The 14,385-nt window shown below is 72.0% G+C and carries 13 protein-coding genes and 1 riboswitch; all 13 genes read right to left on the bottom strand.

Going from position 1 to position 14,385, the window contains the following annotated elements:
* Window positions 1–84: 84 nt before the first annotated feature.
* The 13 genes from ACIA79_RS24935 to ACIA79_RS24875 all read right to left on the bottom strand — a co-directional run bounded on the left by ACIA79_RS24935 (window position 85) and on the right by ACIA79_RS24875 (window position 14,369).
* Window positions 85–1,470, bottom strand: a complete 1,386-nt coding sequence (locus ACIA79_RS24935; protein WP_399430540.1) for an NAD(P)/FAD-dependent oxidoreductase — start codon at window positions 1,468–1,470, stop codon at window positions 85–87.
* Window positions 1,471–1,851: 381 nt separating this feature from the next.
* Window positions 1,852–2,766 carry an exopolyphosphatase gene (locus ACIA79_RS24930; RefSeq protein ID WP_399430539.1) on the bottom strand — a complete coding sequence of 305 codons (915 nt, stop codon included), beginning with the start codon at window positions 2,764–2,766 and terminating at the stop codon, window positions 1,852–1,854.
* On the bottom strand, window positions 2,763–3,311 hold the full coding sequence (locus ACIA79_RS24925; RefSeq protein WP_399430538.1) for a DUF501 domain-containing protein: 549 nt from the start codon (window positions 3,309–3,311) through the stop codon (window positions 2,763–2,765). Before ACIA79_RS24925 ends, ACIA79_RS24930 begins: the two co-directional genes overlap by 4 nt.
* A gap of 13 nt (window positions 3,312–3,324) precedes the next feature.
* Window positions 3,325–3,795 (bottom strand): septum formation initiator family protein, encoded by a 471-nt coding sequence (locus ACIA79_RS24920; protein WP_399430612.1) that lies wholly within the window; start codon window positions 3,793–3,795, stop codon window positions 3,325–3,327.
* Window positions 3,796–3,885: 90 nt separating this feature from the next.
* Window positions 3,886–5,166 carry a phosphopyruvate hydratase gene (gene eno, locus ACIA79_RS24915; RefSeq protein WP_399430537.1) on the bottom strand — a complete coding sequence of 427 codons (1,281 nt, stop codon included), beginning with the start codon at window positions 5,164–5,166 and terminating at the stop codon, window positions 3,886–3,888.
* A gap of 265 nt (window positions 5,167–5,431) precedes the next feature.
* Entirely contained in the window at window positions 5,432–6,109 is a 678-nt protein-coding gene (locus tag ACIA79_RS24910; RefSeq protein ID WP_399430536.1) for a transglycosylase family protein, read from the bottom strand.
* 3 nt (window positions 6,110–6,112) lie between these two features.
* A riboswitch (cyclic di-AMP (ydaO/yuaA leader) is annotated at window positions 6,113–6,280 on the bottom strand.
* Between the two features lie 260 nt (window positions 6,281–6,540).
* Entirely contained in the window at window positions 6,541–7,428 is an 888-nt protein-coding gene (locus ACIA79_RS24905) for a transglycosylase family protein (RefSeq protein WP_399430535.1), read from the bottom strand.
* A gap of 161 nt (window positions 7,429–7,589) precedes the next feature.
* Entirely contained in the window at window positions 7,590–8,921 is a 1,332-nt protein-coding gene (locus ACIA79_RS24900) for a cytochrome P450 (protein ID WP_399430534.1), read from the bottom strand.
* Window positions 8,918–11,170: a tetratricopeptide repeat protein gene (locus ACIA79_RS24895; protein WP_399430533.1), complete on the bottom strand. Its 2,253-nt coding sequence runs from the start codon at window positions 11,168–11,170 to the stop codon at window positions 8,918–8,920. The genes ACIA79_RS24900 and ACIA79_RS24895 overlap by 4 nt, the downstream gene beginning before the upstream one ends.
* 46 nt (window positions 11,171–11,216) lie before the next feature.
* Window positions 11,217–12,185 (bottom strand): nucleoside triphosphate pyrophosphohydrolase, encoded by a 969-nt coding sequence (locus ACIA79_RS24890; protein WP_399430532.1) that lies wholly within the window; start codon window positions 12,183–12,185, stop codon window positions 11,217–11,219.
* A 9-nt stretch (window positions 12,186–12,194) separates the two neighbouring features.
* The gene (locus ACIA79_RS24885) at window positions 12,195–12,833 is read right to left on the bottom strand and encodes a SurA N-terminal domain-containing protein (protein ID WP_399430611.1); all 639 of its coding nucleotides are present in this window, start codon (window positions 12,831–12,833) and stop codon (window positions 12,195–12,197) included.
* A gap of 142 nt (window positions 12,834–12,975) precedes the next feature.
* Window positions 12,976–13,395 carry a GtrA family protein gene (locus ACIA79_RS24880; RefSeq protein ID WP_399430531.1) on the bottom strand — a complete coding sequence of 140 codons (420 nt, stop codon included), beginning with the start codon at window positions 13,393–13,395 and terminating at the stop codon, window positions 12,976–12,978.
* Window positions 13,392–14,369, bottom strand: coding sequence for a glycosyltransferase family 2 protein (locus ACIA79_RS24875; RefSeq protein WP_399430530.1), 978 nt, complete (start codon window positions 14,367–14,369; stop codon window positions 13,392–13,394). The genes ACIA79_RS24880 and ACIA79_RS24875 overlap by 4 nt, the downstream gene beginning before the upstream one ends.
* Between the last annotated feature and the right edge of the window lie 16 nt (window positions 14,370–14,385).

Genomic DNA, 14,385 nt, shown 5'->3' with positions numbered 1-14,385 from the left:
CACGCGAAAGGGCCGCCCGCACCACGGATGGCGGACGGCCCCTCGGTGAGCCCGGGACGAACCGGGCTCAGGGCTGAGCGTGCGTCAGGACGCCTTGGCCTTCTGCGGCGCCGACCCGGCGGACGACGCCTGCGGGGCGGGCTTGGCGGCCTCGTAGAACTCCTCGCGCGGCGACTCGATCGCACCGAGCGAGACGACCTCGCGCTTGAGGAACACCGCGAGGGTCCAGTCCGCGAAGACACGGATCTTGCGGTTCCAGGTCGGCATGGCCATGCCGTGGTAGGCGCGGTGCATGTACCAGGCGAGCCGGCCCTTGAGCTTGATCTTCATCTTGCCCATGACGATCATCGCGACGCCCTTGTGCAGGCCGAGACCGGCGACCGCACCCTTGTTGGCGTGGCTGTACTCCTTCTGCGGGAAGCCCCGCATGCCGGAGATCACGTTGTCGCCGAGGACCTTCGACTGGCGCAGCGCGTGCTGGGCGTTCGGCGGGCACCAGGCGTTCTCGTTGCCGGCCTTGCGGCCGACGAGGTCCGGGACCTGGGCGTTGTCGCCGGCGGCCCAGATGTAGTCGGTGCCCTTGACCTGGAGCGTGGGCTCGCAGTCGACGTGGCCGCGGGGGCCGAGGGGCAGGCCGTAGCGCGCGAGGGCCGGGTTCGGCTTGACGCCGGCGGTCCACACGATGGTGTTGGAGTCGACCTCCAGGCCGTTCTTCAGCACCACGTGCCCGTCGACGCAGGAGTCCATGGAGGTGTTGAGGTAGATCTCCACCCCGCGGCCTTCCAGGTGCTCCTTGCCGTACTGGCCCAGCTTGGGGCCGACCTCGGGCAGGATCTTGTCCGCCGCGTCCACGAGGATGAACCGCATGTCCTCGCGGCTCACGTTCTTGTAGTACTTCGCGGCGTCGCGGGCGAGGTCCTCGACCTCACCGATGGTCTCCGCACCGGCGAAGCCGCCGCCCACGAAGACGAAGGTCAGCGCCTTGCGGCGGACCTCCTCGTCGGTCGTCGAGTCGGCCTTGTCGAGCTGCTCGAGGACGTGGTTGCGCAGGCCGATGGCCTCCTCGATGCCCTTCATGCCGATGCCCTGCTCGGCGAGGCCGGGGATCGGGAAGGTGCGGGAGACCGCGCCGAGCGCGATGACCAGGTAGTCGAAGGGCAGCTCGTAGGCCTCGCCGACGAGCGGCGAGACCGTGGCCACCTTGCGGTCCTGGTCGATGCTGGTGACCCGGCCGGTGAGTACCTCGGCCTTGGGCAGCACGCGTCGCAGCGGGACGACGACGTGCCGCGGCGAGATGCTGCCGGCGGCGGCTTCGGGGAGGAAGGGCTGGTAGGTCATGTACGACCGGGGGTCGACGACCGTGACGGTCGCCTCGCCGTAGCGCATCTTCTTGAGGATGCGCCGAGCTGCGTACAGGCCTACGTACCCACCGCCTACTACGAGGATCCTGGGACGCTCCGTGGTGCTCATGCCATCGAGTATCCACCCGCCGGAGGGGGGGTGCTCGTGCGCCCCTTCACAAGGTCTCGGGAGACCTCTGCTACACTGCGCGGCCCACGTGACCGAGGTCATGGCGCCACAGGGGAACCACGGTGTAACGGAAGACGTTGTTCACCCCCGCTGAACTGGGCGTGCGAGCACCTTTTAACGGTGGACCGCCCCGGAGTTCACGCCTACGAAACACAGGTACAGGCCCGCTCGCGGGCGTGCGAAAGGGCCCCGGAGGGGGTCCTGGAGGCCCTGGAGCGGCTCCGTGACCCCCCTCGGGGCCCTTTTCCTTGTGAAGAACTTCACGAACTTTTCCGGCGGCCTGTCCGGACGGGCGCCCGGAGGGCTTCCGTCCGGGGCCGATCAGACCAGCGACAGGGCGATTCCGTCCAGAATGTCGTGCTCGGAGACGACGACCTCATGAGCTCCGACGCGGTCCATGACGGCCTGCAGGACCAGCGCTCCGGAGACGATGACGTCGACCCGGCCCGGGTGCATCACCGGGATCGCGGACCGCTCGTCGTGGGTCGAACCGAGCAGCCGTGCCGTGACCTCCGCGACCTGGTCGTAGGAGATGCGGGAGCGGTGGATGGCGGCCGAGTCGTATTCCTCCAGCCCGAGCGCGATCGCCGCCACGGTGGTCACCGAACCGGCCAGCCCCACGAGGGTGTCCGCCTCGCGCAGCGGGACGGTCGCCTCCGCCAGGTCGAGGGCCGCCTCGATGTCCGCCCGGATCGCCGCGACCTCGGCCTGCGACGGCGGGTCGCTGCGCACATGACGCTCGGTCAGGCGGACGCAGCCGATGTCCACCGACCGCGCCGCGCGGGCGTGCGCCGTGCCGACGACGAACTCGGTGGAGCCGCCGCCGATGTCCACGACCAGGTACTCCTCGGCGCCGGGCAGCTCCTTGGTCGCGCCCGTGAAGGAGAACTCCGCCTCCTGGTCACCGGTGATGACCTCGGGCTCGACCCCCAGGATGTCCAGCACTCCGCGTACGAAGTCGTCGCGGTTGCCGGCGTCGCGGGAGGCCGACGTGGCCACGAAGCGCAGCCTCTCGGCGCCGTACTCCTTGATGACGGCGGCGTACTCCCGGCAGGCGGCGAAGGTGCGTTCCAGCGCCTCGGGCGCGAGGAGCCCGGTCCTGTCGACGCCCTGGCCGAGCCGCACGATCGTCATCCGCCGGTCCAGGTCGGTGACTTCGCCGGTGGCCGGGTCGATGTCGGCGACGAGCAGGCGGATGGAGTTGGTACCGCAGTCGATGGCGGCGACCCGGGTCACTGCGCCTCCTCCCCGGCGCCGCCGTCCGTGGCGCAGGGCGTCACGCAGGGGCCCTTGGCCCACCACTCGGGCAGCATCGCCAGGGCCTCGTCGCCCAGCGGGTTCACCCCGGGGCCGGCCACCAGCGAGTGCGCCACCAGGACGTGCAGGCACTTCACGCGGTCGGGCATGCCGCCCGCGCTGGGGAAGCCCTCCAGGACCTCGATGGCGTCGCGGCGCGCGACGTAGTCCTCGTGCGCGGAGCGGTAGGCGGCGGCCAGTTCGGGGTCCTGCCGGAGCCGCTCGGTCATCTCCTTCATGACGCCGTTCGCCTCCAGCGTGCCGATCGCGGAGTTCGCCCGCGGGCACGTGAGGTAGTACGTCGTGGGGAACGGCGTGCCGTCGGGCAGCCGCGGCGCGGTCTCCACCACGTCGGGGTTGCCGCACGGGCAGCGGTGCGCGATGGCGCGCAGGCCGCGCGGCGGACGGCCGAGCTGGTCCTTGAACGCCGCGACGTCCGCCTCGGTGGGCTCGGTGCGTTCGGTCTGCGGAGGGGGCGTTTCCATGCCTGCCTTGGTTCTACTTGTCCGTGGTGCGGTCGGCGCTGTCCACGCCGTCCCAGAGGTTGGAGTACCAGGGGCGGTTGGCCGCACCCTGGTCGGCGCGGCGCTGGCGCACCGCGTCGGGGTCGATCACGGTGTAGCCGGTCTCCCCCGGAAGTACGTAGTGCAGGTGCTCGCGGGCCAGGCGCCTGATGTAGGCGTCGTCCTGGAGCCTGGCCTTCTCGTCCCGCAGCCGCTCCACCCGCTCGGCGGCCTCGGCCGCCAGCCGCTGCTGCTCGGCGATCTCGCTCTGCTGGGAGACCCACTGGCGCATCGGGTAGGCCAGGGCCACCACCATCGAGCAGACGACCAGCGCCAGGAAGGCCGCGCGGCCGGTGAGCCGCGAACGGCGGTCCTGCCGGCGGCTCTGGGAGCGGTAGACACGGGCGGCGGTCTGCTCTCCGAGCAGCCGCAGTCTGGTCGCGGTGGAGAACCGGTCCCGGGCCATGCGTCCCACGCGCCTCCCTCTCCTACGTACGTACGTCCCCGGACACGGTACGGGACCGTGGCCGGGGACGTACGGAGGCTGGTGCGGTGATCAGCCCTTGAACCGCGGGAAGGCGCTGCGGCCCGCGTACACCGCCGCGTCGTCGAGGATCTCCTCGATGCGCAGCAGCTGGTTGTACTTGGCGACGCGCTCGGAGCGGGCCGGGGCACCGGTCTTGATCTGGCCGCAGTTGGTGGCGACGGCCAGGTCGGCGATGGTGACGTCCTCGGTCTCGCCGGAGCGGTGCGACATCATGCACTTGAAGCCGTTGCGCTGGGCCAGCTCGACGGCGTCCAGGGTCTCGGTCAGCGAACCGATCTGGTTGACCTTGACGAGCAGCGCGTTGGCCGCGCCCTCCTCGATACCGCGGGCCAGGCGCTCGGGGTTGGTGACGAACAGGTCGTCACCGACGAGCTGCACCCGGGTGCCGAGCTTCTCGGTGATGGTCTTCCAGCCGTCCCAGTCGTCCTCGAACAGCGGGTCCTCGATGGAGACCAGCGGGTACGCGTCGACGAGCTCGGCGTAGTAGTCGGTCATCTCGGCGGCCGAGCGGGACTTGCCCTCGAACGCGTACGCGCCGTCCTTGTAGAACTCGGACGCGGCGACGTCGAGCGCCAGCGCGATGTCCTTGCCCGGGGTGTAGCCGGCCTGCTTGATGGCCTCGAGGATGAGGTCGAGGGCGGCGCGGTTGGAGTCCAGGTTCGGGGCGAAGCCGCCCTCGTCGCCCAGACCCGTCGACAGGCCCTTGTCCTTCAGGACCTTCTTCAGGGTGTGGTAGACCTCGGCGCCCCAGCGCAGGGCCTCGGAGAAGGACTCCGCGCCGATCGGGGCGATCATGAACTCCTGGATGTCCACGTTGGAGTCGGCGTGCGAGCCGCCGTTCAGGATGTTCATCATCGGAACGGGCAGCAGGTGCGCGTTCGGGCCGCCCAGGTAGCGGAAGAGCGGCAGGTCCGACGCCTCGGATGCGGCGTGCGCGACGGCGAGGGAGACGCCGAGGATGGCGTTGGCGCCGAGCGAGGACTTGTCCGGCGTGGCGTCCAGGTCGAACATCGCCTGGTCGATCAGCCGCTGCTCGGTGGCGTCGTAGCCGACGAGCTCCGGGCCGATCTGCTCGATGACGGCGAGGACGGCCTTCTCGACACCCTTGCCGAGGTAGCGGTCCTTGTCACCGTCGCGGAGCTCGAGGGCCTCGAACGCACCGGTGGAGGCACCGGACGGGACGGCAGCACGGCCGGTGCTGCCGTCGTCGAGGCCGACCTCGACCTCGACCGTGGGGTTGCCTCGGGAGTCCAGGATTTCCCGGGCTACGACGACGTCGATGGACGGCACGAGCATCTCCTTCTGGGATGTGACGCACAATGTGACGCAAGTGGTGCAGGGTCTCTTCGGCCCTTGCGACGGTCTTGCGACAAGAGCCTAACCGGCGGCGGGTCCCTGACCAGCCGACGCCCGCCCCGTGGGACGAAAAAGGACCCGGGGGCTCCGAAAGCGGGGCAGAACCCCACAAGGTCTACTCACCGGTAACCGGCAGGGCCCCGGCCCGGCGCGTACGGGGGAAGGGGCGCCGGGCCGGGGCGGCCGGGGTGCCGGGGGGTCAGCTCAGGTGGAGCTGCTGGCCCGGGTAAATGAGGTCGGCGTCCTCGATGATGTCCTTGTTGAGCTCGAAGAGCTTCTCCCAGCCGCCCTGGACCTTCTTCGCGGCGGCGATGGAGCCGAGGGTGTCGCCGGCCTGCACCTTGTACTCGCCGTCGCCCTTCTCGACCTTCTTGCCGGCCGGGGTGGTCACGGTCTCCCCGGCGGGAGCCTTCGGCGCGGTGCGCTGCTCGCTGCGCGTGGTGGGCTGCTCGGCCGCGCGCTCCTGCTGCGGCTGGGCCTGCTCGGCGGAGCCGCCGCCGTACGGGGTGCCGGACAGGCCGACGCCGCAGCTCGGCCAGGCGCCCTTGCCCTGGCCCGCGAGGACCTTCTCGCCGATCTCTATCTGCTGGGACTTGGTGGCCTGGTCGGCGGTGGGGGCGTACGCGGTGCCGCCGTACGCGGCCCAGGTGGAGGCCGAGAACTGCAGGCCGCCGTAGTAGCCGTTGCCGGTGTTGATGGACCAGTCGCCGCCGGACTCGCACTGGGCGACCTTGTCCCACTCGGCGGCGGTGGCGGCCGAGGCGGACGTGGCGCCCATCAGCGGGGCGGCGACGGCGATACCGGTGATACCGGCGAACGCGGCGAAACGGGCGGCCTTGGACGGGCGACGGTGCTTGGACGTGCCGGAAAACAGCATGGAACTTCTCCTCACCGACGCCTGCGAGGTGAGCTGTCGGGTTCGGGCGTGAGCTGCCCGGCCGCGCGGTGTGCGCGGCTTCACCCCGAGCCGGACCCTGCCGTCGTCTCCAACGGCCGGGGTCGGCGCAAACCTTGGGTCCCCCGCTCCTGCCTTCGGCGCATGACGCGTCGACTGTTCCCTCGCGGCCGGCGGCAGGATTCGGCGTTCCGGCCGGAGGGGCCCGCGGTGGCGAGCGATGACGACCGTAGACACAGTCGCCGTCGAAGTTCAAAGACGGACATCCTGCCCAATCCGCCCCTACCGCCCTGCGCTTGACGGACGTTTGCGCAGGTGAGGGGCGGAACGGACAGATCGTGCGTTCGTGATGCGCCCGCTGGCGCAAAGAGACGCTTGTCTCACTTACACAGAAGCGGACATAGCGTCACTCATCACCCCGCCGGCTGCTCCTCCGCGGGCGTCAGGTCGAGGCTCTGCCCGGGCACGATCAGGTCCGGATCCTCGCCCACCGTCTCGCGGTTGGACTCGTAAAGGGCGGTCCAGCCGCCGGGCAGCTCGTGCGCGTCGGCGATCACGGAGAGGTTGTCGCCGGGGCGGACGGTGTACGAGCCCGGGTCCTCGGACGCGCCGGACTCGCCGACGGCGGGCTCACGTGTTGTTCCGTCACCTCGCGAGGCATGTCCATCGTTTTCGCGCTCAGTGACCGAATTGTCGGCGCTCGTGGTGTTTTCATCCTCGGGGGCCGCCGGGCCGGTCGCCCCGTCGGACTCGGCCGGGTCGGGCTCACCGCGGTGCTTGCCGGTGCCCGGGGCCACCGGCTCCGTGGGCTCGACCCGCTCGGTGGGCCGGGACTCGGCCGGCTCGGTGGGCAGGAGGCTCTCCACCGGGTCGGCGGGGGTCTCGGGCGCGTCGGGGTCCGAGGGCTCCAGGGGGTCGGCCGACTCGGCCGGGTCGGGCGCCGGGACGGTCTTCTCGGGCGTGACCTCGGGGCTCGCCCCGGCCGCGCCACCGGCGGTGCCGAGGCCCGCGATCGGGGCGCAGGTTTCCCACGCCTTGACGCCGGTCGCGGCGTAGACCTTCTCGGCCACGGCTATCTGCTGGGCGCGGCTCGCGAGGTCGGGGCGCAGGGCGTACTGCGTGCCGCCGTAGGCGTCCCAGGTCTCCTGGGAGAGCTGGAGCCCGCCGTAGTAGCCGTTGCCCATGTCGATGCTCCACGAGCCGCCGGACTCGCACTCGGCCACCCGGTCCCACGTGGCGGCGTCGACCGCCGACGCGGATCCCGCGCCGAGCAGCGGAAGTGCGAGGGCGGATCCGGTCACCCCCGCGGCGACGACGATGGCGGGGGCTTGACGGGGTCGTCGGTGACGGCCGTTCCCGGAGCGCATGCGGTGCTGCCTTTCGCGTGACTGCTGAGGTGGGGGTGAACGTAGCGGCATTCGAACGTCAGTCACAAGTCGATGCAGCGGAGATCACGCGAAGATCACAGTTCTGACGGACCGTCACTTCCCAAAGGGGATGCTGTGTCCCCTTTCCCCGGTTCCTTCCCCGGATCCGTCCCCGGTTCGCGCCCCGGGCCCCAGGTCACCGGCAGGGTGCGCAGCCCGCGCATGATGAGCCCGCCGCGCCACCGCAGTTCGGCCGGGTCGGCCGCGAGCCGCAGGTCCGGCAGCCGGGTCAGCAGCGTCGCGAGCGCGGTCTGCCCCTCCAGCCGGGCCAGCGGCGCCCCGAGGCAGTAGTGGATGCCGTGTCCGTACCCGAGGTGCTGGTTGTCGCGCCGCGCCAGGTCGAGCGTGTCCGGCCCGGCGAACCGCTCCGGGTCGCGGTCGGCGGCCGCGAGCACCACCAGGACCGGGTCGCCGGCCGCGATGCGCTCCCCGCCGATGGTCAGCGGCTCGGTCGCGAACCGCCACGTCGCCAGCTCCACCGGCCCGTCGTAGCGCAGGAGTTCCTCGACCCCGCTCTCCAGCAGGCCCCGCTCGCCGGCGGCGAGGGACGCCTGGAGCCGGGCGCGCTCGCCGGGGTGGCGCAGCAGCGCGTACACCCCGTTGCCGATGAGGTTCACGGTCGTCTCGAACCCGGCGAACAGGAGGATGAACGCCATGGCGGCGGCCTCGTTCTCGGTGAGGTGCTCCCCGTGGTCGCTGGCCCGGATGAGGCCCGAGATCAGGTCGTCGCCGGGTGCCTGCCGCTTGCGGTGGATCAGCTCGGCGAGGTAGCCGCGCATCTTCTTCACCGACCGCGCCACCCCGCCGCGCGGCCCCCCGCCGTGCCGGATCATCATCCCGGCCCAGTCGCGGAAGTCGTCCTGGTCCTCGGCGGGCACGCCGAGCATGTCGCAAATGGCGTAGATGGGGAGCGGAAAGGCGAATTCATGGATGAGATCGGCCTCCCCGTTTGTGACGAAGTTGTCGATGAGCCGGTCCGTCAGCTCCTGCACCCGCGGCGCGAACTCGGCGACGCGGCGGGGCGTGAACGCCTTGGAGACCAGGCGCCGCAGCCGGGTGTGGTCCGGGGGGTCGATGTTGAGCAGGTGCGTCATCAGCTCGGCCTTGCGCTCGCCCGGGATGCCGGTCCGGCCCCTGGCGTGCGCGGGCTCGTTGTGGTGCGCAGGGTTCTTGCTCAGCCGCTGGTCGGCGAGGGCCTGCCGGGCGTCCGCGTACCGGGTGACCAGCCACGCCTCGACGCCGCTGGGCAGCCGGGTGCGGTGCACCGGCGCGTGCTCGCGCAGCCAGGCGTAGGCGGGGTACGGATCGGTGGCGAACTCCCAGGTGAAGAGTTCGGGCGGGGTGCTGCGGGCGGGCTGGTCGTTCACTCCTCGACGGTATCCGCCGCGGCGGCGAGCGCCTCCTTCGCACCCGGGTGCCCGGCTGCGGCGGCCTTGCGCAGCCATGCGGCGGCCTCCCCGGGCCTGTCCTTCTCCAGGAGGCGGGCGAGCCGGAAGGCGCCGTAGGCGTCACCGAGCGCGAAGCCCTTCTCGTACCAGGTACGGGCCTCTTCCCTGCGATCGCTCTTCTCCAGGAGCGCCCCGAGGTGGGTGGCGTCCACCGCCTCCCCCTGGAGGGCGAACTCACGCAGGTAATCCTCGGCACCCTCAAGCGACTCCGGCGAGCCGAGCGCCGCCCGCGCCGATTCGTCGCCGGCGTCGGCGGCCCGCTGGAAGAAGAGCCCGGCGACGATCTCCTCGCACTTGTACCGGTGATACGCGCCGAGGCTCCGCGCGGCCGGGCCGTATCCGTCGCCGAGGGCGTCGAGGTAGAGGTGGAATGCCCTCTCGGCGTCTCCCTCCGCCAGGTACAGATCACCCAGCCGGTGCGCCGCCTCCGGGTCGCCCGCCCGGGCGGCGGTGGTGAGCCAGTGCCTGGCCCGGTCCTGCAGCAGCTTCGCGAGCAGCGTCGCCGCCCGCGCGTCACCCGCCTCGGCGGCCGTCTCCAGGTACGGCTCCGCCGCCCGGCCCTCGCCGCGCCCGGCGAGCAGAGCGCCCAGCTCGCCGCAGGCGCCGGCGTGTCCCGCGTCGGCGGCCCTGCGCAGCCAGGTCTCGTCGTCGCCCAGCCGCGCGAGGCGGAACATCGCGTCCGGGTCCCCCGCTTCCGCCGCGCTCCGGTAGTGGATGCGGGCGACCGTCGTGACGGCCTCCGGCTCGTGGGCGAGGGCGGCGTCCCAGACCGTGTCCGGGGTCGGCGGCACGGCGTCCGACCGCAGCGCGTCCGCGAACAGCGAGCCGTACGGCCGCCACCCGCCGCCCTCCCGGACGAGCAGTCCGGTGATGCCGAGCCGGGGCCGGGCCGCCCACGCCAGGGCGTCCTCGAAGGACTCGCCCGAGGCGTCCGCCCCGTAGAGCTCGTGCGTCGCGCGCAGCAGCTCCTCCGGCAGCGGGGCCATGGTGCCGCAGAGCGCCAGGTCGACGGCCGCCCGCACCAGCAGATGGCCGCGCGGGTGGTTGGCCGGGCGGCGGGCGCGCTGCCATTCGGCCCACAGCTCGGGCCCGAGGCCCAGGTACTGCGTCACGCCGGTCGCGCCCCGCCACAGCAGCGCCTCCTCGTAGCGCGGCTCCCCGGGCTCGGCCAGCCGCTCGAGCTCGTCGTCGCTCCAGTCGAGGGAGAGCTCCACCGTCCGGGCGCGGCTGAGGACGCGCGCGTGCGGGGAGGAGCCGAAGCGGTGCCGGTCGTACGCCTCGTCGGACATGGTGGCGAGCACCGGGACGCCCGCTCCGGTGAGCCGGGCCAGGAGCCCGGTGTCCAGGCCGCGTTCGTGGAGGTGTCCCTCCAGGTCGTCGAGCCACAGCACCCACGGGCCGCCGCCGTGCGGGGCCAGGGCGCGCAGGTCCGTGCCCGGCGGCGGGACGCAGACGCGGTGGCCGGGCAGGGCGCGGGCCATCGCCGCCCACGCGGTGGTGGTCCTGCCGGACAGCGGCTCCCCGGTCACGAGGACGAAGCCGCCGACCTCCGCCAGTTCGGCGTCGCGGTCCCGGCGTACGTACGGGCCTACTCCGGGGCGGGCACCCAAAACCACCGGGTCGGTCTCGGGGACGGGCATCCAGACCGCGGGGTCGGGCGGTGCGGGCGGCCCGAAGTGAACGGTGCCGAGGGTGCCCGTCTGGACGACCGGGCCGAGGAACACACCGCCCGTCACGTCGTTGTCCGCACGGACCGCCGCCTGCCGGGCCGCCGCCGCGAAGTCCGCCGACGCGGCCTCCGCCGCCGCACGCGCCACCGCACGGTTCCGTGCCTCGCGATCGGCCGCCAGCGCCCGCAGCTCCGCGGCCGGTGCGGCCGGCGGCGCCGGCGCACGGGTCGAGGCGTCCGCTGCGGCCGAGCGGATCGTCTCCCGGAGCACGGCGCGCCCCGACGGGCCCGGGGCGACGAAACGGCGCACCCACTCCGTCAGCACCCCGCGCACCCGCGGGTTGTCGCCGTACCTGCCCAGCTCGAAGGCGAGCAGCTCCAGTTCGCTCGCCGCCAGCTTGTCGACGGCCGCGACCCGCGCCCTGATCGCGGGCCACGCCGGGCCGGTCAGCTGCTGCCGCAGATCGGCCGCCAGAGCCCGCAGTTCCCCGTCGTCCATCGTCGATCCCCCGCCCCCGCCGGCCCGTTCGCCCTACGGGGCCACGTTACTGACCGCCGTGCCCCTCCGCCGCGCGGATGGCGTCCCGGTACGCGCGGCCCGCCGCCCGCAGGGCCGCCTCCGGGTCCACGCCGGCCGCCTCCGCCCGCACCGCCAGGGCGAGCAGCTCGTACCCGATGCCCTCGCCAGCGGGCGGGGCGACGTCCAGCCCGGCGTTGCGCACGCGGCTCGCCAGCTTGGCGACGAGGGCGAGGCCGGGCTGTCCGAGCGGGACGCCGTCGGTCACGGAGTCGCGCTGCTTCTCGACCGCCTTGGTGCGCAGCCAGTGCTCCTTGACCTCCTCCGGGGTCTCGGCGCGCTCGTCGCCGAAGACGTGGGGGTGGCGGTGGATGAGCTTCTCGACGATCGAGCCGGCGACGTCGTCGACGGAGAAGGGCTCCTCCTCGTGCTCCTGCGCGATCCGCGCGTGGAAGACGACCTGGAGGAGGACGTCCCCGAGCTCCTCGCGCAGCTCGTCGCGGTCGCCGTCCTCGATGGCCTCGACGAGTTCGTACGCCTCCTCGATGCCGTACTTGGCCAGGCCCTCGTGGGTCTGCCGGGACGACCAGGGGCACTCGCGGCGGATGCGGTCCATCACCTCGACGAGGTCGAGGAGGCGCGCGCCGGGCAGGTCGTACGAGCCGGGCAGCAGCTCCAGGTCGGGCATGGCGACCCGTCCCGAGCCCGCCATGCGGGCCAGGCCGTCGGTCAGCGCGCGGTCGCCCTCGCCGGAGGCCACGACCAGCACCGTGCGGCCCCCGGCGCAGGCGTCGACCAGGTCCTGCGCCGCGGGCGCGGCGATCTCGACGGTGACGCCCGCCTCGCGCAGGTACGGCAGCTGCGGGTGGTCCGCGTCGGCGCACAGCACCCGGTCCGCGGCGTGCAGCGTCCGCCACGCGGGCCAGGACAGCAGTCCGGGCGCGACGCGGTGGCTGGCGGTGAGCAGGACGATACGGCCGGGGGTGTCAGCGTTCACCCCTCGAACCTACATCTGCTCGCGGCCGCCCAGCTTCCGGATCCAGGGGGCGCTGTACTCCCCGAGCTGGATCTTCTCGTCGTCCCAGCTGCCGTAGCGGGGGTTCACCTCGATGTCGAGCTCCTGGGACGCGGCGGCGAACACCTGGGTGAGCTTGCGCTGCCCCTCGGGCGTATTGGTGGCGCCGAACTTCTCGGCGATCTTGTTCATGAGGACGTTGCGGCGGACGACGGCGTCGATCTCACCGGGCGCGACGCCCTGCTGCTGGAGCAGCATCGCGGCCAGCTGCTCCTCGCCGCCGCTCTGCTTCGCGGCCTCCCGCCGGGTCTGCTGGACCTCCTTGCGACTGGCGCTGATCCCCTCGTCGGCGGCGACCTTCTCCACCACCCGGTCGAAGATCATCCCGTTGAGCTTCTCGCGGTTCAGGTCCCCGGTCGCCTGGATCAGCTGCGCGGCCTGCGGCGACGCCTGCTGCGCGGTGCGCACGTCCTTCACCTGGGCCTGCAGGGCGGTCACCTCGATCCGCTGCCCGTCGATGACGGCGGCGGCTCCCGGATGCGTGTCCCCGCCTCCGCAGGCGGTCAGTACGGGCGCGGCGGCCAGCAGCGCGGCGGAGACGGTGAGCACGGTGCGACGGCGGCGATGCAGGCGGTGCAAAGGAGCCTCCCGGCGTGGGTCGGTTCAGCAGGTGCGACGCGAAGCGTCTCGTCGAGGGGTGGGGGTCGGGTGACGGGCGGGCGTGAACGACCTTGCGGTGATCGATGTTAGGCAGTGGACGTGGCCCGGGCCACTACTTGGGGACCACTGTTTCGGTCAACGAGTCACGCGTCCGCGGGGTCTCGGGCCGCAGCATGATCGTCCGCGAGACGACGAAGGTGATGGGGATGGCCGCCGCGGCGGCGACCAGCGGGGCCCAGCGGCTGGAGAAGCCCGCCATGTCGACCAGGAGCCAGACGCCACTGGTCGTGATCACGAAGTTGGCGGCGTTGGTGAGGGGGAACAGCAGGAACTTCCGCCAGGTCGGGCGGGTGCGGTAGGTGAAGCGGCAGTTCAGGAAGAAGGAGCCGGTCATGGACAGGAGGAACGCGACGACGTGCGCCGCCACGTAGGGCAGGTGCGCGGCCAGCAGCAGCAGGTAGAAGGCGTAGTAGGTGGCGGTGTTCACCACGCCCACCAGCGCGAACCTGACGATCTGGCCGTGGACGGTCATCGGCGTACGAGCTCCCCGGGCTGCTGCGGCGGTGCGGCGGTGTGCGGTACGGCGGTGTTCGTCGCCTTCACCAGGAAGTGGGGGCGGCGCTTCACCTCGTAATAGATACGCCCCACATACTCCCCGACGACCCCCAGCATCACCATCTGGACCCCGGCGAGTGCCGTGACGGTCACCAGCAGGGTGACATAACCGGGGGTGTCGACGCCGTGCCGCAGGGCGGCCCCCACGATCCAGGCGGCATACCCGGCGGCGACCGAAACCAGCAGCAGACCGAGATAGAGCGCGGCCCTCAGCGGTTTGTCGTTGAAGGAGAGCAACCCGTCCAGCCCGTAGTTCAGCAGCTTTCCGAAACTCCATTTCGAGCGGCCCTGCTCACGCGTCGCATTCTCGTACGCGAAGGTGGTGGTGCGGAATCCGACCCAGGCGAAGAGACCTTTGGAGAAGCGGTTGTACTCGGTGAGCTCCAGCACCGCGTCGACGGTCCGGCGCGACAGGAGCCGGAAGTCGCCGACGCCGTCGACGAGCTCCACGTCGACCAGGCGGTTGATCAGCCGGTAGTACGCGCGGGCGGCGAGGGTGCGGGTGACGCGGTCCCCCCGGCGGGTGCGCCGGGCCACCACCTGGTCGAAGCCCTCCGCGTGCAGCTCCAGCATGCGGGCCACCAGCTCGGGCGGGTGCTGGAGGTCGGCGTCCATGATGACGACGGCGTCCCCGGCGGCGTGCCGCAGGCCGGCCAGCATGGCCGCCTCCTTGCCGAAATTCCGGCTGAAGGACACGTAGCGGATACGGGAACGGGTGTCGGCGGCCGCCATCTCCTCCAGCAGCGGGAGCGTACGGTCATGGCTTCCGTCGTCGACGTAGACCAGTTCGAATTCCGTCCCGAGGAGTTCCAGTTCCGCGGTCACGCGTGCGTGGAAGCGGCCGATGATCTCCTCTTCGTTGAAGCACGGCACCACTATCGAGATCAGCACGCAGGAAACGACAACG

The organism is Streptomyces sp. NPDC051310 (genome assembly GCF_044455245.1).
Classification (GTDB): domain Bacteria; phylum Actinomycetota; class Actinomycetes; order Streptomycetales; family Streptomycetaceae; genus Streptomyces.
This window is presented reverse-complemented; position numbering and strand designations above follow the sequence as displayed.

Coding starts and splice junctions, on each gene's coding strand:
- ACIA79_RS24935 (WP_399430540.1), bottom strand. CDS start 1,470: ATGAGCACCACGGAGCGTCCCAGGATCCTCGTAGTAGGCGGTGGGTAC.
- ACIA79_RS24925 (WP_399430538.1), bottom strand. CDS start 3,311: ATGGAAACGCCCCCTCCGCAGACCGAACGCACCGAGCCCACCGAGGCG.
- ACIA79_RS24920 (WP_399430612.1), bottom strand. CDS start 3,795: ATGGCCCGGGACCGGTTCTCCACCGCGACCAGACTGCGGCTGCTCGGA.
- ACIA79_RS24910 (WP_399430536.1), bottom strand. CDS start 6,109: ATGCTGTTTTCCGGCACGTCCAAGCACCGTCGCCCGTCCAAGGCCGCC.
- ACIA79_RS24895 (WP_399430533.1), bottom strand. CDS start 11,170: ATGGACGACGGGGAACTGCGGGCTCTGGCGGCCGATCTGCGGCAGCAG.
- ACIA79_RS24880 (WP_399430531.1), bottom strand. CDS start 13,395: ATGACCGTCCACGGCCAGATCGTCAGGTTCGCGCTGGTGGGCGTGGTG.